This is a genomic window from Parabacteroides goldsteinii, from assembly GCF_020091425.1.
Classification (GTDB): domain Bacteria; phylum Bacteroidota; class Bacteroidia; order Bacteroidales; family Tannerellaceae; genus Parabacteroides; species Parabacteroides goldsteinii.
Genome location: NZ_CP081906.1, coordinates 4803412 through 4829910, shown reverse-complemented (window position 1 = coordinate 4829910; position 26499 = coordinate 4803412). Strand labels below are relative to the sequence as shown.

20 protein-coding genes are annotated in these 26499 nt (G+C 41.6%); 5 read left to right on the top strand and 15 right to left on the bottom strand.

Annotated elements, in window-relative coordinates; genetic code table 11:
• Positions 1 to 26: 26 nt before the first annotated feature.
• The 9 genes from K6V26_RS20420 to K6V26_RS20380 all read right to left on the bottom strand — a co-directional run bounded on the left by K6V26_RS20420 (position 27) and on the right by K6V26_RS20380 (position 16087).
• Positions 27 to 1949 carry a RagB/SusD family nutrient uptake outer membrane protein gene (locus tag K6V26_RS20420; RefSeq protein ID WP_224263698.1) on the bottom strand — a complete coding sequence of 641 codons (1923 nt, stop codon included), beginning with the start codon at positions 1947 to 1949 and terminating at the stop codon, positions 27 to 29.
• Between the two features lie 11 nt (positions 1950 to 1960).
• Positions 1961 to 5434 carry a TonB-dependent receptor gene (locus tag K6V26_RS20415; protein ID WP_224263697.1) on the bottom strand — a complete coding sequence of 1158 codons (3474 nt, stop codon included), beginning with the start codon at positions 5432 to 5434 and terminating at the stop codon, positions 1961 to 1963.
• A 183-nt stretch (positions 5435 to 5617) separates the two neighbouring features.
• Positions 5618 to 6685, bottom strand: coding sequence for a FecR family protein (locus K6V26_RS20410; protein ID WP_224263696.1), 1068 nt, complete (start codon positions 6683 to 6685; stop codon positions 5618 to 5620).
• Positions 6686 to 6757: 72 nt separating this feature from the next.
• Positions 6758 to 7303, bottom strand: a complete 546-nt coding sequence (locus K6V26_RS20405; RefSeq protein WP_224263695.1) for an RNA polymerase sigma factor — start codon at positions 7301 to 7303, stop codon at positions 6758 to 6760.
• 195 nt (positions 7304 to 7498) lie between these two features.
• A complete protein-coding gene (locus tag K6V26_RS20400) occupies positions 7499 to 8923 on the bottom strand; it encodes an arylsulfatase (RefSeq protein ID WP_224263694.1) in 1425 nt (474 codons plus the stop codon).
• A 79-nt stretch (positions 8924 to 9002) separates the two neighbouring features.
• The gene (locus K6V26_RS20395; protein ID WP_224263693.1) at positions 9003 to 10910 is read right to left on the bottom strand and encodes a RagB/SusD family nutrient uptake outer membrane protein; all 1908 of its coding nucleotides are present in this window, start codon (positions 10908 to 10910) and stop codon (positions 9003 to 9005) included.
• 21 nt (positions 10911 to 10931) lie between these two features.
• Positions 10932 to 14426, bottom strand: a complete 3495-nt coding sequence (locus tag K6V26_RS20390; protein WP_224263692.1) for a TonB-dependent receptor — start codon at positions 14424 to 14426, stop codon at positions 10932 to 10934.
• Positions 14427 to 14648: 222 nt separating this feature from the next.
• Positions 14649 to 15587 (bottom strand): FecR family protein, encoded by a 939-nt coding sequence (locus K6V26_RS20385; protein ID WP_224263691.1) that lies wholly within the window; start codon positions 15585 to 15587, stop codon positions 14649 to 14651.
• 173 nt (positions 15588 to 15760) lie between these two features.
• The gene (locus K6V26_RS20380; RefSeq protein ID WP_224263690.1) at positions 15761 to 16087 is read right to left on the bottom strand and encodes a hypothetical protein; all 327 of its coding nucleotides are present in this window, start codon (positions 16085 to 16087) and stop codon (positions 15761 to 15763) included.
• 316 nt (positions 16088 to 16403) lie between these two features.
• On the opposite strand from K6V26_RS20380, the gene K6V26_RS20375 reads away from it, so the two are divergent.
• Genes K6V26_RS20375 through K6V26_RS20360 form a run of 4 tightly spaced genes read left to right on the top strand, consistent with a single transcriptional unit; the run spans position 16404 to position 19303 of the window.
• Positions 16404 to 17327, top strand: a complete 924-nt coding sequence (locus K6V26_RS20375; RefSeq protein ID WP_007655806.1) for a metal ABC transporter solute-binding protein, Zn/Mn family — start codon at positions 16404 to 16406, stop codon at positions 17325 to 17327.
• Positions 17311 to 18069: a metal ABC transporter ATP-binding protein gene (locus tag K6V26_RS20370; RefSeq protein WP_007655805.1), complete on the top strand. Its 759-nt coding sequence runs from the start codon at positions 17311 to 17313 to the stop codon at positions 18067 to 18069. Before K6V26_RS20375 ends, K6V26_RS20370 begins: the two co-directional genes overlap by 17 nt.
• Positions 18070 to 18085: 16 nt before the next feature.
• Positions 18086 to 18292 (top strand): hypothetical protein, encoded by a 207-nt coding sequence (locus K6V26_RS20365; protein WP_007655804.1) that lies wholly within the window; start codon positions 18086 to 18088, stop codon positions 18290 to 18292.
• Between the two features lie 3 nt (positions 18293 to 18295).
• Positions 18296 to 19303 (top strand): NAD-dependent epimerase/dehydratase family protein, encoded by a 1008-nt coding sequence (locus K6V26_RS20360; protein ID WP_224263689.1) that lies wholly within the window; start codon positions 18296 to 18298, stop codon positions 19301 to 19303.
• Between the two features lies 1 nt (position 19304).
• Here the strand turns inward: K6V26_RS20360 and K6V26_RS20355 are convergent, their stop codons facing one another.
• The 6 genes from K6V26_RS20355 to K6V26_RS20330 form a co-directional block, all read right to left on the bottom strand.
• Positions 19305 to 20105, bottom strand: coding sequence for a head GIN domain-containing protein (locus K6V26_RS20355; protein ID WP_122329028.1), 801 nt, complete (start codon positions 20103 to 20105; stop codon positions 19305 to 19307).
• A gap of 1 nt (position 20106) precedes the next feature.
• A complete protein-coding gene (locus tag K6V26_RS20350; RefSeq protein WP_007655800.1) occupies positions 20107 to 20892 on the bottom strand; it encodes a head GIN domain-containing protein in 786 nt (261 codons plus the stop codon).
• 222 nt (positions 20893 to 21114) lie between these two features.
• Positions 21115 to 21939, bottom strand: a complete 825-nt coding sequence (locus tag K6V26_RS20345; protein WP_007655799.1) for a head GIN domain-containing protein — start codon at positions 21937 to 21939, stop codon at positions 21115 to 21117.
• A 25-nt stretch (positions 21940 to 21964) separates the two neighbouring features.
• Positions 21965 to 22777, bottom strand: a complete 813-nt coding sequence (locus K6V26_RS20340; RefSeq protein ID WP_224263688.1) for a head GIN domain-containing protein — start codon at positions 22775 to 22777, stop codon at positions 21965 to 21967.
• A gap of 340 nt (positions 22778 to 23117) precedes the next feature.
• A complete protein-coding gene (gene dusB / locus K6V26_RS20335) occupies positions 23118 to 24104 on the bottom strand; it encodes a tRNA dihydrouridine synthase DusB (RefSeq protein WP_195437183.1) in 987 nt (328 codons plus the stop codon).
• Positions 24105 to 24200: 96 nt separating this feature from the next.
• Positions 24201 to 25415 carry a 6-bladed beta-propeller gene (locus K6V26_RS20330; protein WP_224263687.1) on the bottom strand — a complete coding sequence of 405 codons (1215 nt, stop codon included), beginning with the start codon at positions 25413 to 25415 and terminating at the stop codon, positions 24201 to 24203.
• 173 nt (positions 25416 to 25588) lie between these two features.
• Here K6V26_RS20330 and K6V26_RS20325 point away from each other — a divergent pair, with 173 nt between their 5' ends.
• Positions 25589 to 26350: a helix-turn-helix domain-containing protein gene (locus K6V26_RS20325; protein WP_224263686.1), complete on the top strand. Its 762-nt coding sequence runs from the start codon at positions 25589 to 25591 to the stop codon at positions 26348 to 26350.
• Positions 26351 to 26499: the final 149 nt, after the last annotated feature.

Sequence of the window (26499 nt, the reverse complement as noted above, 5' to 3'; positions counted from 1 at the left end):
TATCTGTTTTTATAATTAATCAGTTTTTACCATAAAGGATTCTGAATCAGAAGCCGGCTTTTTTGTATTTCATCCTGTGGTATCGGATAAAGGTACATGGCACGTCTCCAGGCACGGTTTTCAAGAACGATGCGGGTAAAGAAAGAATTGTTGGCTCCGATCGGCTGATCTTTATATCCATTCATGTTCATTGAATGGAGAACGCTTTGGTCTGCCTCTTCACCTTCTCCGCAAATCATCCAACGGCGGATATCGAAGTAGTGCTGTCCTTCCATAAATAATTCCACAGTACGTTCGCGTTGAATCATTTTTCGTTGCAGTTCCTGATTGCCGATGATATTCTTTTTACCGGAAGCGGCCAGTTCTTTATATCCGGGAATACCGGCACGTTGTCTTACCAAATCCAGGTATTTGATAATATTGGGATCGTTCGGATCTATTTCATTACAAACTTCTGCATAGTACAGATAAAAGTCAGCTAAACGGAAAAGAATGGAAGGACGGGCCCAGGCCTTCAAATAATTCCCGGTAAACAGGATTTGACGGTTTTTGAATTTAGTTGGCAGGTAACCGGTACGAGGGTTATCGGCAGATGAGTTGTCGCAGCCTTCCCCTTTGGCAAATCCGAGTGTGTAATCGGGTCTTCCCACCGGTTGAATATGCCAGCTTTTACCTTCATACCCTACACCGGCATAGAAACGCGGTTCGCGGTTGGCATACATATTGAACACATTGGTATCTACCCGCTTGTTTTCGTTACATGGGTTGACTACATCGGTAAAACCATCTTCTTTATACAGGCTACCCGGATCGTCGATTGTTAATCCGTCTTTAACGAAGAAGGCATCCACTAAATCCTGAGATACTCCAAGATATCCCCAACCAGTGTAGCAGTCTCTGGGGTTGGTGTTCTGTTCCATTGTCGAACCGTTCCAAAGGTTGTCTCCGGTAGCCCACAATATTTCGTCATTGTAGTTCTGGAATAATTGATAGACCGATTCGTCCGGATTAATGCTTCCATCTGTATTATATACGGTAAACAAAGTGTGTTTGTTTTGTTCCGCATTATTTAACAGATCTTCCAGGCGGCTTTTAGCGGTGACCCATCTGTTGGCATTGTAAGAAGCAAATATTTTTTTACCGTCGGTATTGGCAACATCCAGTGATTCTTTGTAACCACCATTGAATAGCGGCGAAGCTGCATATACCCAGAGCTTGGCTCTTAATGCTTTAGCTGCGGTCACTGTTGGACGGACAATCTCATTCAGATTGTACCGGTCGTTTCCGGTAGCTGAATGATTCTGGATAATTGATTCAGGCAGGTCGCCGGATTCGATGACTTCTTTTAATAGGTTATCGATGTATTCAACGGTTTCATCCACAGATGCTCTGGCATAATCCAGCCCTTTATCTTCCGGATCGGCTAGTTCATCCAGGATAGGAACCGGGCCATACAGTTCGAAGAGTGAGAAATAACTGTAAGCGATAAGGTATTTTGCTTCAGCCTTCATTCTCTTAACATCTGCCTCCGTTAATTGATATTGGTCGTTAATGTTACCTTTAGGATTTACTCTTTCCAGAAAAATATTAGCATCACGAATATATTGATATAAGTCTTTCCAGCGTTGTTGGAATGGCGCATTAGCAGAAGTGAAACCGGATATCATTTCACTCATACCGACACCACTAAGTGTTGTTTCTCCACACATGGATACCCAAACCCCGGAAAATCCATTGGCTTTATTCTTACCGATACTGGAATATTCTGAAATACTGTTGAACAAATTACCATGCCAACGGCGCATGTAGTTGGGGTTATCGAAAACTTCATCTAATGTAAGGTTTTCTGCCACTTCATCCGATACGTCCAGATAATCACTACATCCTGTGAGGGCTAAAGTTAGAAAGCATGCAGAAGCAATTGATGTTATTTTATTTAAGAATTTCATATTTGTTGTTTTTAAAATGTGACTTCTAATCCAAGAGAATATGTGCTGCATATAGGATATTTGGCACCTGAATTCGCACTACCTAATTCAGGATCCCAGAATTTGATGTTATCCCAAACTGCCACATTGTTCCCTTGCAAATAAACTCTCAAATTTTTCATACGGAGTTGTTTGAGTATTTTGTCATTGAATTGATAACCGATTTCGATGTTCTTCAGTCGGAGAAATCCTGCATTGCGATACCACCAGGTGCTCTTCTCCGTATTATGGCTGAAGTTGCTGGTATGCAAACGTGGAAAAAAGACATCTTGATTGTATGGATTCTCTGCTAACCAACGGTCTGAAATTTCTGTCCGGCCCGAGCCGTTATCAACCCCTTGTGTGAATGGAAGCAGGGCATAATTGTTTGCTAACATATTGGCAGATGTATGTGCTGTTCCTTGGAAGAAGACACCAACGAAGAATCCTTTCCATTCAGCATTTACTCCGAATCCATAGACAATTTCCGGTGTCGGTTGATAGTATTTATGATCATAAGTACGGTCATAAGAGTCGATGACACCATCATTATTTAAATCTTTATATTTGATATCACCAGGGGCAACATTAGCTGCGGGGGTGGGTAGACCGTCTTTCAATTTATAAGTCTGACCGCCATATTCGTTTGTTGTAATATTGAAATCATCCGGAGTATAAAGTCCTTCCGCAATATACAGTAATGGTTTGTCGATGGAGTTTCCTGTATATGTCTGATAACCGTATTTCTGAGGGATTTCGTCTCGTTCAAGGATCTTATTTTTTGCGTAAGTCAAGTTCCCACGAGCAGAGAGATCTACATTTCCTACTTTCTGTTTCAGTATAAGATTGGCGTCGACTCCCTGATTTCTAACAATACCGAAATTCTGGTATGGCTTTACCCGGAGACCGGAAACGTTTGAAACGGTTTCTCTTTGCAATAAGATATCGCTACGACGGTTATAGAAATAATCGGCACTGAAATCGACACGACCTCTGAATAATCCCAAATCAATACCTGTATTCAGCTTTTTTTCAATTTCCCATGACAGGTTAGGCATGGCGAAGCTACCTTCTGCAATCCCATTGCCAGGAGAGTTCCCTTTACCGCCATTGGCTCCTGGTGTTAGTCCGAAACTGTAACTATTAAGACCTGTATTAATATTTTCTCTGTATGGGAAACGTGTATCTTCACCAATATTATCATTTCCGGTTATACCGTAAGAAACTCTCAATTTCAGTTTGCTGATATAATCTTCCGCTCCTCTCATGAACTTTTCATGGCTGACAAACCAAGCTGCACCTACGGCAGGGAAAATCCCCCATCTATGGCCTTGTGCAAAGTTTTCACTACCGGTCATACCCATACTAGCTTCCAGCATATACCGGTCATCGTATCCGTAAGTTGCACGGGCAACCACACTTTGCTTGCGATATGGTAAGAGTTGCAAACCATCTTTATTCTGATATTGCGTTTCTTTTTGCATATACAATACCATACCGGTTACATCGTGTACTTTATTGAAGGAACGTTGATAATTCAAAGAGGCTTCCAAATAGATTTTTTTCGTTCCGTCACGACCGGATATGGCGGGATTGCTCAGAGCGGAACTTTCTTTGATTGTTTTCTTATTGAGGGTTCCGTCTTCATTTCTGCCTAATGCATAAAAGGTTTGCGGAGTTTTTGATCTCTTCATGGTTGAATAGAAGTCGGCATCAAAGCTGACAGACCCCTTTACAGATAATCCTTCTGTGATGAATTTTAGGTCTTGCTTCAACGTTACTTTGGTTTGTAAGAAAGCACTCCATGTTTTACTGTATCCACTATTGTTTAACATGTTGTATGGCTGATATTCAACACCCCATCCGGGAGCTCCATGATCCGAGGCAGTATCGTCAGAATAGTACATCGGAATAACATGTACGGGGAAGTGGCTGATATAATTGAAGATTTCATCCGAAGTATATCCCGGTTGATTTTTCTTCAAATACTGTCCACTCATATCGATAGAAAGTTGAGTCGTTTTTGTCAGGTCCATATCTACGTTGGAACGCAGGTTGAAACGTTGCAATCCGATATTGGCATTGTAATCCTCTTTGGGAGTAGAATCGAAGATACCATCTTCTGAATAGTAAGCTCCGGAAGCAAAAAAACGTACTTTCTCGGAACCACCTCTGAAGTTTACCGTATATCTCTGGCTTTGTGTATGATCCTGAAGCAAATCATACCAGTTTACAGAAGGATATAAATCCCTGTCTATACCGGTTCTGTATTTTTCAAGTGTTTCGTCGGTATATTGAGGATTAAAATACTCTTTGTTCGGATTGCCTTGGTCATTCCACAATGCTTCATTATATAATGACAGGTAATCATAAGAATTTAAAGTCTCAGGCATGCGTGTCGGAGTGACAATACTGTATTGTGCGCTGAAATTGACAGATGTCTTTTGGGCTTTACCGCGTTTGGAAGTAATCAATACAACACCATTCGCACCTTCTGCACCATAAACGGCAGTAGCAGCAGCATCCTTTAATACGGTGAAACTTTCGATTTCATCTACATCGATATCGTCCATACTTCTGGGAACACCGTCTACTAATACTAGAGCAGATGTACCGCCGGCATATGAACTTTGTCCGCGAATATAGAATGCAGCAGCATCGTTACCCGGCTCACCGCTTCTCTGTACGGCAATTACACCGGCAATTTGTCCGGCCAACGTGTTGCGCAGGTTACGCTGTTTTACATTTAACTCAGCCGGTCCGATCGTGTTCAATGAAGATACAACGCTCTCTTTTTTCTGCTGGCCGTAACCGATTACGACAACGTCTTCCAGACCTACGGAGGCTTCCATCATGCGAATGTTGATGTTAGCTTCGCCTTTGTAGGTTTTTTCTTCCGTATTAAATCCGATATATCGGAACTCAATGACGTCGCCTTCGTTGACGTCATTGAGTATATATTTACCATCTATATCTGTTGTAACACCATGGGTGGTACCTTTGATAGTAACTGTTGCCCCGATAACCGGATTGCCGTCAGCATCAGTCAATAAACCGGTAACGGTTTTTTTTTGCTGGTTGGTACTCAAAACCTCTGCATTTTCTTTTGTCTGTGATTTTTTGACAATGATCTGTCGACCTTTTATGGAATAGGTGTCGTTTGTTCCGGCAAAGATTTCATGAAGAATTGTTTGAACAGGTTGATCGTTCAGGTCTATGGATACTTTTCTATCCAGGTCGATTTTAGTACCTTGGTAGATAAAAATGAATTCACTGTTTTTTTCGATATAGGAAAATACATCCCGTACCGTTTTGTTGTTCATTTTTACAGTTAAATAAACTTGTGCCGAATAATTTTCGGTTAAATTGGCTGTTGCCTCTGCTGCAATGCATAATAGACAGCCACTTAAACAAATACTTTTTAGATAATTAAATCTTTTAGATTTGATACTCTTTTGTTTTTTCATACATTTGTGTGTATTTTTTAGTAACGAACTAGATTAATACTTTCCTGAGCCAGGCAATATGACGGTATTGTCTGGCTTTTTCAGTATCATATACTTTTCTCTCTTGAGGGGGAGATGTGGAATTTCCCTTTTCATTTTGTGTGTTTATTTCATAAGCAAATATATTTTAGGTTAAACAATCATTTATTGAAAGATCCGGATACTCCCGTCCGGCTCGGTTTTATATTTAATATCCAGTAACTCTGTAAGAATATCTAATGAGTTATTTATGCCACTCTTTAAGTCCAGCTTTCCTGAAACCGGATATGAGGCTATGGATGGTTCGCATTCGATATGAACGCCATAATAGCGTGATAAACGTGTGAATACATCTCCGGCGCGATGCTCTGCAAACAGCATGATATAATCTTTCCATGAAATGTATTCATTTACATCTACGATGCTGACTGTTGATTCTCCGTGGGTAATAGCGATTTTCTCATTGGGTCTGATCGTGGTTTTCTGATTGTTGTTATCCACTTCCACTTTACCTTCTACCAGTACGACGGATGCTATAGCGTCGTCTTTGTAGGCGGAGACATTAAACGTTGTGCCCAAAACTTTTACATCGAAATCCTTTGTCTTAACGAAGAATGGACGTTTGGGGTCCTTGGCTACTTCCAGGTAAACCTCTCCTTCTACAAGAATTTCTCTTTTGTTTTTATCGAAGTCGGAAGGATAAATAACATGACTTCCGGAATTGATATACATAGATGTTCCGTCTGAAAAGGTTATGGTGGCCCTTTTTCCTTTCGGGACGATAATGTGGTTGAGCTTTTCTTTGTGACGGACGGGGCTTTCTTTAGTAACATCTTCTTTGTTTACCTGTAGTGTCCCATTTTTTTTGTATTCCAGAGAAGCTTCGTTGGAGAGTTTCATCCGGTCGTTTTGGGTGATCAGGGTGATCTCTTTATCTTGATGAGGTATGCTATCGTTCAATAAAGATGTCGCCAGCATATCCCAGTCGTAGGAGTTTGGCGAATATAGAAAGTTGATTGATAAGGCTGCAATCAATAACGATGCGGCAGCAGAAGCAGCGTAAAGCCATAGTTTTCTCCGTTTGTGTTGTATCTGATAGCTGTTTTTCAGATCTTCCAGAGATTGTTCGATTCTTTGCAGGTCAACCTTTTCGGTTTCCTGTATATGATCGATCAATGCCTGTCCGGCCTTTTTGAAAGAAGTTTTCTGTATGTTGTTTTCTGCTTTGTTCATCCTTTTTTCGTTGTCTCTCTATTATAAGTACGGCGAAATTGGGAAAAGGTACTTGTAAGAAACCGAAAAAAGTTATTTTTTATTCAGAAAAAATATTTTACGTAATTGTACGAGTGACTGGGATAGTCTGTTTTTGCTGGATTGATAGTTGATATTCAATATGTCGGCAATTTCTTTGTGAGAGATACCTTTGATATAAAAAAGATATAATATTTCTTTTTGTTTGGCAGAAAGTTCCTGATAAGCCAACGACAGATTGCTTATATCTTCTTTAAGGGCAGATTCTTCTTCTGTTGTAGTGTGATATACTTCCGGTATTTCGTCAATGAAGATGAAATCATTGTGTTTTTCTTCTTTTTCAAGACTGTCCAGCAGATTGTTGCGGAAGGCTTTAAGTAAATATCCTTTTACAGAGGGTGTGTCTGATAAGTTTCGTGATTTAGACATTAGTTTTATAAACAAATTCTGAATACAGTCTTGCACCAGATCCTGATTGGCAGAAAGTCTGCATCCGTAATTCAAAAGTAATGGATAGTATCGTCTGTATATCTGTTCAAGGGCTTCTTTGTCCCCTTTCAGATAAAGTGACCATAGTATTTCGTCAGACTGATTTTCCATTAATGAGTATTTGAACTGTTTAAAACAATATGGATAAATTTAAGAAATCTCCTCCTATCTCGTCTGCAAATGTATGATATTTTTGTGGATAGGGTAATATTATTTCATTGTTTTCAAAAGAAAGAGGTTAATCAAAAATATCAGGCGGGATATCTTTGATTAACCTCTTTTGTAGTATTTGGATTTAGCTATCAGTTAAAATTCAGCCGGTAGCAAAGGCCAGTTCGTATCTTTTGTATGGACTTGTTCCATTAATGTTTTCAATTCGGCAACCTTTTCGGGATTGCGATCGATCATGTTGTGTACTTCCGATGGGTCGGCAGCGATATTATACAACTCATATTTGGGCGATTTCTGGATATCCAGCAGGATCAGTTTCCAGTTTCCCCGGATGATGGCCTGGCGTCCGTTCATTTCGTGGAATTCAAAGTAGAAGTAGTCGTGTTGCTTCTGGCCTTTTTCTCCTTTTAATGTAGGCAGGATACTGATACCGTCGCATTCCGGAGCTTTCTTAGTATGGATGACTTCGGCAAAAGTAGGCATCATATCCCAGAAAGCACAAGGCTGGTGGGAGATCGTTCCTTCTTCTATTTGTCCGGGCCATGCAGCGATCATCGGTACACGGATGCCTCCTTCATATAAATCCCGTTTGATGCCGCGGTAGATGCCATTGCTGTTAAAGAATTCAGGGTCGGCTCCTCCTTCACGATGTGGCCCGTTATCGCTGGTGAAGATGATGAGTGTGTTATCATATAACCCCAGTTCCTTCAGTTTGGCAACGATCTGGCCTACATATACATCGTAGCGGTAAACCATTGCTGCGAATGTGGCATGCGGATATACCTGGGAACAATAGCCACCTTTACGGAACATAGGTCCTGAATCGGTACCGTGATGAGGCTGTTCCGGATACATTCCTCTGAATTTCTGGATAATACTGTCTTCCGGTACCAATAATTCGGCATGGGGTAAGACATAAGGAATGAAGAGGAAGAAAGGCTCTTCTTTATTATCATCTATGAATTTCAGGGCATGTTTGTGGATCTCGTCCTGGGAATAGGTGCCATAGGCTCCGTTTGCATTTTCAGGATAATCAATTCGTTTATCGTTATCCCACATATGGTCAGGATAATAGTTGTGTGCAAGAAGCTGGCTGTTATACCCGAAGAACGTATCGACGAATTGCTTGTTCGGATCACCGGTGCTGCCAACTTCTCCCAGTCCCCATTTCCCGAAAGCTCCGGTTTTGTAACCGGCTTCTTTGAATATTTTGAAGATGGTGTTGGTGCCGGTAGGAAGGGCTACTTCATAATCCGGGTTTACACTGGAATTGCCACGGATGCAGGTATTTCCAGTGTGCATTCCGGTTACCAGGCTACAACGGGAAGGGGCGCTGACGGTCGTTCCTGAATAACATTGGGTGAAACGTATGCCCCGCTGTGCCAGTTCGTCTATATTAGGTGTCTGGAATTTTTCCTGTCCGTAACAACTCAAGTCGCCGTAACCGAGGTCATCAGCCAGGATGAATACGACATTTGTTTTCTCTTTGGCTGAAAGGGATATTGCACTGCTCCCAGCGGCGAACAGGCAGATACTGTAAAGTGAAATATTTCTTTTCATGGAATTAAGTGGGAATTTAAAAGGCTGTTTCAAAACGAAGGTTTCAAAAACAGCCTTTTATAATTAGTAATGGAATTGTTTATTCAGCATTGGAACGCGGATAACCTTCATTCTGATCCAGATTCTGATTCAGCAGCAGTTCGTTGCTAGGCAACGGGAACAGGTAATGACGGTCTACCCATCCAACCGGTTTACTGAAGAATACGATACGTCCTTCATCTCCGTTTCGGTCCAGTTTTAGTTTGAAGTTGGACGGATTGGCGTTATCACCCATATGGCGTGTGTCTTCCAGGTCTGATTTTTTCAGGTAAACACCGAATTGCTGTGTATTCATGTATTCAGCCTTTTTCCAGCGGCGCAGGTCGTCGAAACGATACCCTTCGAACATCAGTTCCACACGGCGTTCACGACGGATCTCCCATAAAACCGGATCGACGCTCTGGTCCCTTTTCGGGTCGAATGAAGCATTGATTTCGCTGACTTTCATATCTGCGACATGTGCTCGTTTGCGTAATACATTGATCGTGGCATCGGCAACGCTCTGGTTGAACTGTCCCAGTTCCCAGGCTGCTTCTGCGTGATTTACCATCACTTCACCCATACGGAACAGCGGGAAGTCGGTGGAGTTTACGCTACCTGCCGAGTTGACCGGAGTAACTGTGTTATAATATTTCCATACATAGTAACCGCCGTAAGAGGTCATAAAACCTTGTCCCATATTATATGAGTTTTCGCGGAAATGGGGAACCTCACGTAATATCTGTCCGGCCCATTGTAAAGCAGGAAGTGTCTTGGTCGAACCGGCTGTATTCGAGATCTGAGCCATCAGGTCGATATATTCTTTATCTCTCGGATCGTCCGTGAAAGTGACTTTCGACATATCCATATTGGTTGCTGACGGGCTGTTCACCTTGTAAGGCGGACATACATTGTAATATAACCGGTAGTCCCTGTTTCTGAATTCGGTATATACATCGGCGTCTCCCGTTTCTTTATTTCCTTCGAACAGGTCGCTGGTATAGATCGGTTTGCCGTCCTGGCAAAGATACGCTGCGATACCATCCGAGCTGATCTCCGAATAATGGGAAGATGTTCTTACGTAACGGGTCATATTGTGACCTTTTCCGTCAGACAGGAAGTTTTTGTAAAGCAAGATCCCTGTCGTGCCTTGTAATTCTTCGGAGTTGAACAGTTCGTCGTAATGATTGTGTACAGTAGGATGCGCGTTAATCAGTTCCTTTGAAGCATCGAAACTTGCCTGGAGATATTTCAGACCATCAGAGATGCTGTGATATTTCTGCCAGGTCCCTTCAAACAGTCCGTAACGGGAGATCAGTGCACAGACAACATCACGGTTGATCGTATTTTCTCCGTCACCGTCCGGATTGATGTTCTCTTTGGAATATTCCAGCATTTCCAGTATTTTAGCTGCCAGTTCCGTACGGGGAGTTCTTTTGGCATACAAAATTTTCGTATCGGTATCTTTTAAGGCATTTTCTACCCAGATGGCACTTCCATAATGAGCGATCAAACGATAATATTCATTCGCTTTGAAGAAATACCCGAGACTGCGCCAATGCGCTTTTTCCGATTCTGTCATTTGTGAATTGTCCAGGTTATCCAGCATGATGTTGATGGCACGGATACGTTCGTACGGTTTACTCCATTCGTCAGCCGTACTGGGAACGGTTGTTTTTTCAGGCCATGTCCAGGGATTTTCACTGCCCGGATTCCCATAAAAACCATTGTCGGAATAACTATCGAAAATATATTTTTCGTTAGGTCCTCCTTTGATCGCTGTCGGTCCGGCATAAGCTGTCAGATAGGTATAGAATTTCCAGGAGTATGTTTTAAAATTGTCATAACTCACAAATACGGTCTCTTCTGTCTGCTTATCGAGCGGAAGTCTTTCCAGGTAGTCGTTGTTCAGACATGACTGAAACAGGGTGGTGCCTATTGCCAGGAAACTTATTAATAACTTTTTCATATATAGTGAATCTCCTTTACTTTAGAATGTTACATTAATACCAAAAGAAAATTGTCTCATCAACGGATATGACCATCCTGCAGCTTTCGAGTCGCCTTCGATATTAGCGTTTACTTTGTTGCTACCCGGTGCCATGCTGTATGAGTCAGGATAATAACCTTCCGGCAGATGATGCCATGTGAAAAGGTTTTCACCACTGAAGAATACTCTCAGTTTTTGAATGTACAGTTTGTTGCACAGATCGGCCGGTAAATTATAGCCGACAGTCAGGTTCTTTAAGCGTACATACGAACCGTCTTTCAGGTATTTGGTCTGGCGTTTGTTGTTGTAACCGTTGTTACCGCCTTCTCCATATACTCTCGGATAATAAGCATTCAGATTGTCTTCCTGCCAGTAATCGGTCTGGTAGTCGAATACGGAAGTAACGAACTGTCCGTTAGGAGCCCACAAATCGCTGATCCATAAATCGCGTTTGCCGACACCGGTGAAGAATAAAGACAGGTCGAAATCTTTATAAGAGATACCGGCATTGATACCATACTGGAAGCGCGGAGTGCTGTTTCCGATTTTGCGCAGGTCGCCCGGGTTGTTTTCCGAGTTGTCACCGTTACTGATCTTTCCGTCGCCGTCGAAGTCTTTGTACAAGATATCTCCGGGCTTTACGTTATCCCTGTTTTGACCCAGGAATACCGGAATATCATCTTTCAGCTTTCCATCGACAAAGTCGTTTTCCGTGTAGAAACGATCAGTAGTATATCCCCAGATTTCACCAAATTCCATACCTTCCCGATAATACATTTTTTCGATATTGTTATCTGAAGCATCTGTATAAGTCAACAGGTTATCATCGTTACTGTATTTAGTAATCTTCGAACGTGAATCATACAGGTTCAATCCGATATTATAACGGATGTCTTTTCCGATCTTGTCGCTCCATGTAACAGCCAATTCCCAACCTTTGCTGCGCATATCGGCGGCATTTACTTTCGGAGCATTTGCACCCAATACGGCCGGCAGCGGTTTGGCTGCAGTAAGCATATCTTTCGTATCGCGTTGGTACCAGTCGAAAACGATACCCAGGCGGTTGAACAGGTTCAGGTCGACACCAATGTCCAGCGTATTGACTGTTTCCCAGGTAAATGATGAACTAACCAGTCCCGGAACACCTAATGTAGTTACATATTTATCTGTGCCCGGCAGAATCCAGTTATAGTCATTTTTCGCATCGATCGTCGGCAGATAAGCATAATAATCCACATTCTGGTTACCGATGCTACCCCAGGAAGCTCTAACTTTCATGTTGTTCAACCAATCTTTCGTATCTTCCATGAAAGATTCTTCCGAAATACGCCATCCGGCAGAGAAAGAAGGGAAGAAACCGAAGCGGTCGTTTTTCGGGAAACGGGACGAACCGTCATAACGTCCGTTGGCTTCTACCAGGTATTTACCTTTGTAAGAATAAGTCAGACGATAGAACAAACTTCTAAGGGCATATTCTTTGAATGAATCTTCGGAAGTGATCGTTCCGGTAGATTGTGAGATAGATGGCAACCCTTGGTTGATCGGGTCTTCACGGGTCGCTTTCAGTGATTCGTAATACCAATTTTCCTGGTTATATCCGCCCATGACTGAGAAAGAATGATCGTCGATATCTTTGGAATAGGTAGCAAAGATGTTGATTGCATTTGTCGTTTCAAAGAATTGTTTCATCTGATACTTAGAGTTCGTATAAGTATCTTTCTTTTCTCCTGTTACGGGTGCAATATATTTATAAATTTCATTGAACTGTTTTTCCGAACCCCAGTTACGGTTGAAACTGTATTCTCCGATGATGTCCAGACCTGCAAGCGGTTTGATCATGACACGGCCCAGGATACGGGTATTGTTTGCCCGGTTGATTTTAGGAGAAGCCAGTCGCAACAGGTTGGACGGCGTACCGTAAGGCAGTAATTCATTATCATCTTCGGTGGCATAGTCATAACCCAGCGGGCACATGCTCGGCATACTGCTGGCAAATGACCAGACCGCATTTTCCCCGTGTTCGGAAGTTCCGGACTGGGCCGTCGATGTTTTCGAGTCTGTATAACGGAAGTCTGCCTGTAAAGTCAACCATTTGTTGGCATCCATACTTACGAATGCAGATGCGTTATAACGTTTGTAAGAGTCCTTGTCAGTCACCAGGATACCGTCTTCGTCCATCATACCAAAAGATACACGGTAAGTCGCTTTGCTGCTACCGCCTGTTACGGAAACATTATGCTGTTGCTGGAAGCCGAAATTATCCATCATATCGTCGATCACATCGGTCGGAGCCAGGTTGTAACGTACACCGTCGGACCATACATAACCATCCTTGTGTTGCCCGTTGCGATATTCGTCCAGATATCCTAGCCATTGTTCCGTATCCTGTCCGCCATAATAACGTTTCAGTCCCATATTGGCATACGTTTGAACCGTTGTATAAGGGTCGACCTTATTCGGCAGGGCAGCCGGAGTGGAGAAAGAGAAGTTATTGTTATAGCTTACACGCATCGGCGTATCTTTTTTCCCCTGTTTGGTTGTGATCAGGATTACACCGAAGGCTGCACGAGCTCCGTAGATCGCTGAAGCGGCGGCATCTTTCAATGTCGTAACGCTTTCAATATCATTCGGGTCCAGCAAATCAATATCCATCGGTACGTTGTCGACCAATACCAGCGGGGCACCGTTTGTATCGTCATTGATACTGGTAGCACCACGAACGTTCATATTGATGGTTGTACCCGGTTTACCATTGTTGCGGCTGACCTGCAGACCGGGGATTGCTCCTTCCAAAGCCTGTGCCGTGTTACCTACCGGGCGGTTACCTACGACATCTTCCATTTTAACGGTTGTGATCGCACCGGTCAGGTTTACCTTTTTCTGGGCTCCGTAACCTACCACTACCACTTCGTCGAGTGCCTGGCTGTCTTCTTCCAGGATTACGTTGAGGGTCGATTCGTTACCAACTTTAATTTCTTTAGTGTTATAACCAATAAAAGAAACTTGAAGGATTGCTCCCGGTTGTACAGTTAGTGTAAATTGACCGTTGACATCGGTGATCGTTCCGTTGGTAGTCCCTTTTTCGACAATGTTGGCACCAATAACTTCCAGTCCGCTTTTATCTTTGATAACTCCGGTTACAGTCTTTCCTGTCTGTTGGGATTGAGCAGTCGAATTTATTTCGGAAGTATTTTTTTTCATAGAAAGCACAATGTGCTTACCTTCCATTTCGTAGGTAATGTTTGTGCCGTTGAAGAGTTCCGACAATACTTTGTCAACTGTCTTTTCTTTCGCTTTAACAGAAGCCGTCCGGCTGACATTTACATTATTCTTGTTGTAAATGAACAAATAATCGGTCTGTGATTCGATTGAATTTAAAATTTTACTAACTGCCACGTTATTCTCGTTCAGAGTTACCCGGGCGTTCTGAGAACTTACATTTCCTGCAATACCAGTGAATGCGCAACTCAGTAGAAGGAATGTTGATAATTTCATAATCCGTCCCAAATGGTTTGATTTATACTTTTTAGGTACAAAAAGGGTTTGACAAAGAAAATTTATCATAACTTTGTGTGGATTTAAATGTTAATAATGAGATAATTAATCGATGTTGTCTCTGATTAGCTTTCGGCCGGGGGATGTGGGGACATCTTCCGGCTTTGCTTTTTTTCTTATGGGTCTCTGTTCATGGTGTATTAATTTTAAGATGTAACATATTTATATGATTGTAATTGTATTTAAATCATCGTCTCTTATATATTTGAATGATACGTCTTTCTGAAGAACTCTCAAAGCATATTCTATACCGTCGGTTTGCCTGAACTTTCCGGTGCAGCGGTATTTCGATACGTTGTTATTTTTTATGAAGATGTCGATGCCATAATAAACGGAGAATTTTTTCATCAGGCTGTCGAATGGTTCGTCATCCAGGCAGATCAATCCTTCTCTCCAGCGCAGATGTTCCATATTACTGATTGTATCTTTTCGCAACGTACCGTTTATTTCTGTTACTTTCTCATGGGGAGTGAGTGAAACATGCTCGGTATTGTTGGATGAGAAAACTTCGACTGCACCTTCCAGCAGGGAGGTTTCGAATGCACTTAGTTTATTCTGATAGGCGGAGATATTGAAAGTTGTTCCTAATACTTTGATATCATACTTGTGTGTTTTTACGATAAAGGGCGCCTTTTCATTTTTCGTTACCTCAAAATAGCCTTCACCATCCAGTATGACTTCGCGCTTCTTTTTCCCGAATGAAGTGGGATAGGTCAGTTTTGATTTGGAGTTGAGCCAGACCCGTGTGCCGTCTTCCAGCACCAACTCTACACGCTGGCCGGCGGGAACCATAACGGCTTGTAATCCCTGGGCTTCTTTATTCCCGGAGATAATCCAGATCCACGAGAGGGCAAACAGTAGAGCGACGGAAGCGGCGATACTCGCTACTTTCCAAAGAATAAATGATTTATTCTGAACTGAGAATGCTGTCGCGTTCTCAGTAGGCTTTGTATAGTGTATTAATAGGGCATTCCAGATTTTGCGCTCTTCCAGATACTCCCGGTAATTGTCACCGGAAGCCTCCGCCCAATCCATGATCAGTTTCTCTTCCTGGGGGGAAGTTTCGCCTCTGAAATATTTATGTAGTAATTCTTTTTCCATTCTTTCGTATTGACTTAGGTTCCCGTTCAGGGGCCTTTCATACTAATAACACCCCATTCCCGGATTACCCTAACGAAAAAAGAAAAAAAAATTACATCTTTTCAGATCAGCACTGATCACAGATCGGTGAAAGCTTGTAAAATATATGTGTGTTTGACTTGGGAATCAATGTTTTATTTGAAATAACTATGTTCCTTGATTACGGCTCCTTTGTCATCGAAATAAACTTTCATTTCTTTTCCTTCGCGTGTCACCAGGATAACCTTGTATTTAACATATGTGCTGTTATTCGACACGTAAACGGATTTTATCAGACAGTCTTGGTGGACATTGTTTACACCCTCCTGAAGTATCTGGGGGATATTCGTAACGTCTATTTCATAAAACTTATCCTGTTTTTCTACCTGTGTTTTGTCATTACTCAGTATATTTTGTGCCTGGCTCTGTGATGTAAAAGCGGCGCACATGGCAATCACTGCCATTAAAACAATCTTTTTCATATCTTTTTTGCCTTAAAATTGAAAACCTAAATTTATCTTTTGCTATATATAATCCAATATTCGTGCCAGAAAGGTAAACTGAACTATTCTTTCAGGTAACATGTTCTAAATGGGCAGGTTAATTTTTTTATTGATTAACCGGATTAAAAAGAAGTACATCCGTCAGGTGTGGAATTTCTCCATACTTGTGTGGATTTTTCTACAAGAAGAAGTACCTTCTGTAAGGAATCGAAGGAGAAACAAAAAAATTACTACCTTTGTCAGGTTGTGATAGAAATAAAAATATTGCATGATATATAATGTATAGAAAATCAAGATGAAACAAACGAGTATACTAATCACTATTCTCTCATTTTTTCTGTTAACGGCTTGTGTGACAAAGCAGGCTAATGAGACTGTTGTTACAGTCACGATTGAACCTCAGCGCTATTTTGCGGAAAAGATAGCAGGAGATAAATTCAAAATAAATTGTGTAGTTCCTGCCGGGCAAAGTCCTGAAACATACGATCCTACTCCCCAGCAAATGATACAGATCGGAAGAAGTATCGCTTACTTGCGTATCGGTCCTATCGGGTTTGAACAGGCCTGGATGGATAAGATACGTGAAAATAATCCGAAACTACAGGTGTTTGATACATCTGAAGGAATGAACCTGCTGACAGATACGGAAGATGACGACCATGCACATGAACATGGCACGCACGATCATGATGCCCATGCCGGAGAGGAGGCGCATCACCATCATCATGGCGGAGTCGATCCGCATATATGGAGTTCGATTGCCGGAGCTAAGGCTGTTGCCTGGAATACGTTGAATGCATTTATTGAACTCGATCCCGACAATACGGAGTATTTTTGGCAGAACTATAATAAACTGGTGGACGAGATCGATAAAACAAATACTGAGATAAAGCAATTGCTCGACCCGTTGACCGACCGTACATTTATTATCTACCATCCGGCACTGACTTATTTTGCCAACGAGTTCAATCTCACGCAACTTTGTATCGAGATGGACGGCAAAGAACCTTCGCCTGCACAACTGAAACGGTTGGTGGAAACAGCGCGTGCCAACAATGCCCGCGTCGTATTCATTCAACAGGAGTTCGATCAGAAGAATGCCGAACTGATTGCCAAAGAGACAGGCTGTAAACTGACTGTAATCAATCCGTTGGCTTATGACTGGACTAAAGAAATGATTCATATTGCAAAAGCACTGGCTGATGGACAAACTCATTGAAATAGATAAGATAACAGCCGCTTATGGGAATAAGACTGTTTTGAAAGATGTCTCCCTGACCGTATGGAAAGATGATTTTCTGGGCATAATCGGTCCTAACGGCGGTGGTAAAACAACACTGCTGAAGGTGATCCTGGGATTACTTCAGCCGGTATCCGGTGCGATACGTTTTTATCAGAATGGGGTTGAAGTTTCTTCTTTACGGATTGGTTATCTGCCTCAACTGAATAATATTGACCGTAAATTCCCTATTTCCGTATGGGAAGTGGTCGCTTCGGGACTAGCTGCTGAAAAGCCTCGTTTTCGTTCTTACACGGCTGTCCAGAAGGAGCGTATTGAGGTGGTGATCCGGCAGATGGGGCTCGAAGATTTGTACACCCGTTCAATCGGAGAGTTATCGGGAGGGCAGCTACAACGTGTTCTGTTAGGCCGTTCGATCGTTTCACGTCCGCAATTACTGATTCTTGATGAACCAAACTCGTATGTCGATAAACGGTTTGAGTCGCGTTTTTACCAGTTACTGGAGGATATCAATAAAGAGAGTGCCATTATTCTGGTCTCTCACGATATCGGCACGGTCCTGGCCATGGTGAAAAATATTGCCTGCGTGAACGAGACTTTGCATTATCACCCCGGTGTAGACGTTTCGGAAGAATGGTTGGGCGAGAAATATGCCTGCCCGATCGAGTTGATCGGACACGGGAATCTACCGCACCGCGTATTGAAAACACACGAACATTAATATTCTTAATTCCACCATGTCACACACACTTTGCTTAATCTCATTACCGGAAGCCGGTATTATCGTAGGCATTGCCGTTATCCTGTTCGGATGCAAGGCCGTTACGCAAAATCCTTTTATCTCCAGAGGACAGAAGATTGTATGGATACTGATCATTATTGTTCTCAACTGGATTGGTCTGTTATGGTATTACTACACCTATTATATGAAGAATAAAGACTGAGTTATGAAGATATTGATTACAGGTGCAAGCGGATTTATCGGTGGTTTTCTGGTAAAGGAAGCGTTGCGCCGGGGATATGAAACCTGGGCGGGCGTACGTGCCACAAGCAGCCGTGAAAACCTACAGGATGAACGGATTCATTTTATTGATCTTAAATATAACAACCGGGAGGCATTGACTGCCCAGTTGAAGGATTTTGTCCGTGAGCAGGGCGCCTGGGATTATGTTATCCATAATGCAGGTCTGACAAAGACGCTCGATAAGCAGAATTTCTTCCGTATCAATGCAGAGAATACGCATAACTTCATAGAGGCATTGGCTGCTGCCGGTTGTAAACCGAAAAAGTTTCTGTTGATGAGTAGCCTGAGCAGTTATGGGAGGGGAGACGAGGTGAATTTCCGTCCGATTCGCCTGGATGATCCGCAACAACCGGATACTGCCTATGGAAAAAGTAAGCTGGAAGCGGAGAACTATGTGCGCAACCAATCTCATTTCCCTTATGTGATCCTGCGGCCGACGGGTGTGTATGGCCCTGGTGAAAAGGATTATTTTATGGAGATCAAAAGCGTAAAGTCGGGATTTGACTTTGCGGTAGGATTCATTCCCCAGCGTATTACATTTGTATATGTAAAGGATTTGGCGAGAGTGGCATTCCTGGCGTTGGAAAATGAAACAATCCTTAACCGGCATTATTTTGTGGCAGACGGAGATGTGCATACCGACGAGTCATTTGCACGGATGATACAGGATATAGTAAAGAAAAGGCATGTGTTGCATGCCCGCATCCCGTTGGGATTGGTTTATGTAGCGTGCCATTGTTCCGAGTGGATAGGCAAATTGTTGAATAAGAGTATGACACTGAACACCGATAAATATATCATCCTGAAGCAGCGTAACTGGATTTGCGATGTTACGCCACTTCAGGAAGAACTAGGTTTCACTCCTGAATACCCTTTGCGCAAAGGGCTGGAGGAAAGTATTGAGTGGTATTGTAAGGAAGGGTGGCTGTAGATCAGTCCACCTTTTTTATGCTACCTAAACCTGCCCTTTCCTCTTTAATGGAAGGGTCTCCTTTATATCTGATATTCCCGCTACCGGCTATCTCGGCATAGATATTATTCGTTGCATGAGTTTCCAGTAAACCACTGCCCGCTATCTCACACGATACGTCTGATAGTAAGAAATTCAGTGCATGTATTTTCCCGCTACCGGCAATTTCGAATGCTGCTCTCTCTCCCGTACCAGCCAGGTTGAATGTTCCGGAACCGGCTATTTCACCTTTAAACTCCTTCGCATACAAGGTAAGTGCATCTACGGTACCGCTACCGGCTATAGATACTTCCAGTTGGTTTACCGTAACAGTATCTTTCATGTGAAGCATGACGCTGCCTGCCAGGTTAAATTTGATCTTGTCGTTCGAAGACAGCTTGCTGTTTACATTGAATTTTTCTGCACCGGCCAGATCTACCTTCTTCAACTGCCTGGAATTGGAGGTAATGGTGAATTGGGTCGGACGGAGGCGGAGTGTTTTATTTTCTCGTTTAGGGCGGATGACAAGCTTATTATCATCCGTCTTGAAATCGAAAAGGTCATAAATGTTCTGATCGACCGTGACAGTCAGTGCAGGCGCCGATTCTTCCTGCGTGTAATTGAAAACGGCAGCTGATGCATCGACGCTAATCTGATCGTAGTCTGAAATGTCGATCGTATGTGTCGTTACATTTCCGTCTCCTTTTACAGCAGGGAAAAATATGCATCCTTGAGCAAGTAAAAGGATACTGCCCAATATTATAAATGATAATTTCTTACTCATCTTATTTTACTTCTTCTACGGATCCTTTACCAATAACTTTCTGTTGAACGGCTGTCGGGCCTTTATAACGGATTTTGCCTTTGCCGACAACGTTTGCCTTGAGGTTGTTGGTGGGGTGAACTTCCATCGTTCCGTTACCGGTCATTTTGCAACTCAGTTCAGGAACGTCTACACCGAAAGCCATGATCTCTCCGCTGCTGGTGATGCTGTATTCACCTTCCTTGGCATTCCCTTTTTTCAGGTTGATAGTGCCGGAGCCGTTGATGCTGCACTCCAGTTTGTCTACTTGGAGGTCATTGACAACCATATTGGCGCTACCGGAAACATTCAACTCCAGTTTTCCTACTTTTATCAGTTCTTTTAGTTGTACCAGGCAGTTGGAGTTTGCCTTGATCTTTACCTCGTCACCAGTCAAAGAGCTGTTTATCATGAAATTCGCATTTCCGGCGGCTTTTACCTCTTTCAGCCATTTGGAGTTGGTCTTTACGATGAATTTGGTATAGTGATCCACTTTGGCACCTTTGAAACCAACAGAAAGTTCGCGGTCTTTTATATTGATGTTGACGTATTCATGCAGGTTTTCATCAACCGTAATTTCGATATAGGGTTCTGCATTCGACTGTTCATAGTTGAAATCGATAACGCCGTCAATCTTGATGGCATTGTAATCATCGATCTTTATTTTCTTTGTAGTAAGGGTACCGTTGCCCTTCACATGATCTGCCGCCTGGACTGTAAATAACAGGCCCAGCAACATGATAATAGATAATAACCCTTTTGTTCTCATAATTTATTTGTTTAGTATTGCCTTTTCTTATAATAAATAGACGTGACTCCGATGCGGTCGGTTACAAAAATAGGAGTATTTTAATTTATAAGTCCAACATTTCGTATATTTTTATAGGGAATTAAGTTTTGGAATTATAATGAATAACCCGGATATCACTATTCATCCAATACCTTGATGAAAAGTAATTCCGGGTTTTCCAACTCCCAATATAATGATCTCTTATTTTATGTGGTCGATATCGCTGGAACCGCTTGAATGCTTTTTAACTTCCGGATTGCCTTTGTATTTGATATCGCTGCTTCCGGATGCGTTGGCTTCCAGTTTTTCGGTAACGGTTGTGAAAATGTCACTGCTGCCGCTTGCAGAACATTTCAGTCTTTTTATAACGAAGTCGTATGCTTTGATATCACTGCTGCCGCTGCAACTATATTTTCCGTCGTTTGCTTTTCCTTTCAGATTCATGTCGCTGGAGCCTGAGGAGTGGGTATCTATTCTGTCACAAATCAGATCGGATACTTTCAGGTCGCTGGCCCCGCTCAGGTTGATCTTGCACAGGTTAGTTATGCGTATCGGTTTTTCCAGATAAACATCGCTTGCTCCGGAAGCACTGATTTCCAGGTTTTCTCCGGAGAGGGAACTGCGCAGAAAGAAATCGATGCCCCCTGATACCCCTAATTTATTTAATTCTGAGGAATGGGTTTCTATAATCAATTTGCTCGGATTAATACGAGTGCCGCGTTCTGTCTCTATCTGAAGTACGTCTCCGTTCGAGTTGAACTTTAATTCGGAAAGGAGGTTCTCGTCGATGGTGATCTTTAAGCCGGATTTACCGCCCTTCTGTGTGTAATTCACCTGGGGAGACTGGTTCTTGCCGAAGAAAGAGTTTCCGCCTGTTTCGATTCCCTGGCCTACTTTTATCTGTTTATAATCGGCGACCTGGATCTCTTTGGTTATTATATTACCGTTCCCTTTGATTTTCTCTGCAAAACAGGATATAGTGCTGAATGCGATTAAACTGATGATGGCGAATGTAATTCTTTTCATGATGTTCGTTTTTAAGTGATGTTATTTAGTTTGCACTTTTTAATTTACCGGAGCCGATGATACTTTTGCTCGTAGTGGGATTACCTTTATAATAGACATTCCCGCTTCCTACGATGTTTGCTTCCAACTGATTTCTGGTATGAGTCTGGATATTTCCGCTACCGGCTATGTTGCATTCCGTTTTGCCGGTGACGCATTTGTAGGCTTTAATGTTGCCACTTGCAGCCAGATTGTATTCTGCGCGGTCCGCTTTGCCTGCAATCTGGATATAACCGCTGCCTGCCAGGCTGCATTCTATTCCTGCCAGATCGATATTGGAGGCTACTACGCTCCCGGAGCTGGCCAAATTGATTTCCAGCTTGTTTCCTTCTACTTTCTTTTCCAAAAGAATATTGCCGCTGCCTGCCATGTTGATTTCCAGTTTTCCGATATTTATCGGACTGGCAATAATGAAATCGCCGGAAGATACCACGTTCAACTCTTTTATTTCGCGTGAGTTGGTTATAACCTTGAATTTGGTCGGTTGAAGGTTATATGAATTACCGTTACGACTATTTTCCTTGATCTTTTTCGGACCGATTATCAACTCCTTGCCGTCTACCTGTGCTTTCAGTAACGGAAACAGATTCTCGTCGATCATGATTTTCAGATAAGGAGCGGCATCCGATTGTTCATAAACGAACTCCATGACTCCGACTGTCGATATTTCATTATAGTCGCTGATAGAAATTTCTTTGGTAATGATATTTCCGTTTCCTTCCACTTTTTCATTGGTGAAAGCAAATCCTGTCAATGTGATCAGTAAACAGGCAATAAGGAGGGATACTTTTGTTTTCATCTGTATAATTTTTTAGTTCTTTTATTTATAAGACGAATGCTATTGCGTTTAGGTTGCAGATTGGAAAGAGTTTTTTCAGGAAAAGTGAAAGAAAAGGGGCGGGTAGATAAAAAAGAAAACCGCAATCCATATAATTAACGGATGCGGCTTCTTTGCTTTCCAACGAAGCAGTCTCACGATTCCTCCTTTGCAAAGACTTGTTAACCTTAGATCTAAAATACTATGAAAAAAACTCATTGCAAATATAAGAGGAATTATAATATGTGCAATATACTATCGTCTCAATTTATTGTAAATTTGTCACTTTATGACGTAAATGTTACAATTTTTGAATGATTTGTTACAGTATACCGAACTTTTCCGGGATAGAATCCATAATATCAAACAGTTCTGACACTGTTTCAGCGCGCAACATGGCGACACGTGTTTGCTTGAAATCGCTAATTCCTTTGAACAATGGAGTGGCTGCCAGGTGGCGTCGGATATGCAAAATACCGCGTCGTTCGTCCAGGCGTTCCACACTTTGGTTGACCTGCTGTTTAAGGATATCCAGATACCAGGTGAATTTTTCTTCCGGCAGTGCTTCCCCGGTAGTCAGGAAATGTTTCACTTCACGGAATATCCAGGGGCGTCCGATACTTCCGCGACCGATCATAACACCATCTACTCCGTAATTGTCGAAACGCTGTTTGCATATTTCGGCAGAGGTCACATCGCCGTTGCCGATAATGGGGATATGTATCCGGGGATTATTTTTTACCTCACCGATCAGTGTCCAGTCCGCTTCGCCGGTGTACATCTGGGCACGGGTACGGCCATGGATGGAAAGGGCGGCGATGCCACAATCCTGCAACTGTTCGGCCAGGTCGACGATTATTTTATTATCCGCATCCCATCCCAGACGTGTTTTAACCGTAACCGGAATATTGACGGCTTTTACTACTTCTTTCGTTATTTCAAGCATCAAAGGAATGTTCCGGAGCATACCGGCTCCGGCACCTTTGCCTGCCACTTTCTTGACCGGACAACCGAAGTTGATATCCAGTATATCAGGACGGGCAGCTTCACATATTTTGGCTGCTTCCACCATTGCATCTACTTCTTTTCCATATATCTGGATAGCGACCGGACGTTCATCTTCGGCAACGGTCAGTTTTTCCTGTGTCTTGTTTACGCTGCGTATCAAGGCGTCGCTCGATACAAATTCCGTATAAACCATATCAGCACCGAAGCGCTTACACATCAGACGGAAAGAGATATCCGTTACATCTTCCATCGGTGCCAGGAATACCGGGCGTTCACCTAAATCTATTGAGCCTATCTTCATACCTTCTTATTATAGACCACAAAAGTACAGCTTTTTCCGCGAAGATTTATGATGGAATTGTCTGCAATCAGGGTAATTGTATCCAATTAAACAGAGTTAGCATTTCAAGTGATACAATATAACAATCGGATTTTCATCTCCATTCATCTTTTTTAGAATGTCTGGAGCTTTTTTAAGCATACCTTTATCTCGCAGATAATCAATAGTTGAAGCAGGGGTGCACTGTATAGATATTTTTTTGTTCTTATACCAATGTAACGGGGCAATAGGTAGTCCATGATCTATATCATTATTTATTCCCCACATGGTCATCCAAAAATCAACATTTGAAATATCATTCCATTTATATGGAGTAGGTGTGGATAATATTTTACCACTCTGTTTATCATAAAGCATTATGTACGATTTTTCCTTATATACATACCTAAAGCAAATAGATTCAGGGAATTCTATTATATCGTAAAGAAATAGTTCGGTATTTGTTGGTATAAAATTCAAGAGTGAATAAGAACTTTTTAAAGATTCTTCATTTAGATTCCTCTGCCAGCAGAATGCTGGAGTGATTGTATCTTTAGTCAAACGATAAATAGTATCATTTGTCATGGTTGAAAACAATACTCCCGAATCACTGGGTATACATCTTGTTAACTTAAAACCTGATTCTTTTGATGGAGATATTTTATCATTTGAAAAATTGTTTTTCATCATTATTGTATCTCCTTTTCCCATATTGCTAAATATACCAATTCCAAAATGTCCTTTTGCCTCAAAAGGTATGCCTTCGGAACTAGTCTCAACGACTCGTCCTTCTCCAATAGGATAAGAGTAAAAACTCATTCTCCCTCCCCGGTCGAACGCTTCTTCAAATTTCCCATCAAAATTGTATATTGTTGTCTGGTACGCCCCGGTGATATATAGTTTACTATCTTTTTCTACTGAATACATACTTATAGGAAAAAGAAGTTCTCCAGGGCCTTGTCCATATTTTGCTACTTGCCTAATGAAATTCCCTTTTATATCAAATTGAAGCACTCCACATGTAGGGTCAGATAAGACAAATATATAATCTTTGGTAAGGACTACATCCATTATTTTCCCAACCATTGAGCTGTTGTCGTCGGTTAATTCTAATGGAATATATTCTATTCTTTCAATTTCCTTTTTAATAGAAATTGCATCATTGGAATTTACATAAGCTCTAACATCAATGGAAACAAGCTTATTTTTTGTAGTTTCTGCCTTCTCACTACATCCTATACTGATTATTGATACTATGAGTATAGGATACATTTTAATTTTATAAAACTTCATATCTTATAGTATTACATGATTTTTAATTGAGTTATGCGCAAATATAGAATGACAGGAATAATAAATAGCTACACTTTAGAGTAGAGAAATCATTTATGCGTGATTTTTTTTGAGACGATGTCGTAAAATTGATTATAATGTTCGTATTTTTAGCAGACAGTAAAAAACAAGACATGAAAGAATTTAGTGTAGAGAAATTTTTTGATCCTGTTAAGAGGCCAAAGATTGATGACGATCTGAATGAAAAGATGAAGAACAGTATGGATATTGTTCATCGTATGGCATGTACGTTGAATCACTCTTTGTATGTGATTGATTATCTGAAACAATCATTTGTCTATGTGTCTCCTGATAAATTGTTTTTGTGTGGCTACTCTGTGGAGCAAGTACTTGAGTGGGGGTATTCATTTTATACCAGGGTTGTTCCCGAAAATGATTTAAGGCGTTTATTGGAAATTAATAAGGCCGGTTTTGACTTTTACTATAAACTTCCGATCGAAAAGCGGTACATGTATTCTATTGAATATGATTTTGACCTTGTGCATATAAACAAAAAAGTAACCAGGGTAAATCAACGGTTGATACCGCTCATAATTAATAAGGCTGGCGATCTTTGGTTAGCGGTATGTGTTGTGACACCGCTATATTCGAAAGCTAAAAATAAAACGATCATTAAAAATTTCAATACAGGGGAACAATTCATTTATCAGGAAAAGGAGAAATTCTGGTACAAAAATACTTTACCACTTCTTACAGTTAAAGAGAGACTCATTTTGCAACTGTCTTCCCAAGGTCATACAAATGCAGCTATAGCCGAAGAATTGTCATTGAATGTGAATACTATCAAGTTTCATAAAAGGAATATATTCCAAAAACTGGATGTTGAGAATTGTATTGAAGCAATTACAGTGGCATCCCATTGGGGATTAATTTGAAATGTAGCAAAATAAAGATCCGGATATGGATGAATTATTCTTTTGATGCGGTTATCCTGGCCTTTAATGAATAATCTACTGCGTTTTATAGTAGATTAACTATGTGTTATAGTTGTATTACTGGAAAATATAGTTATATTTGTGCATTC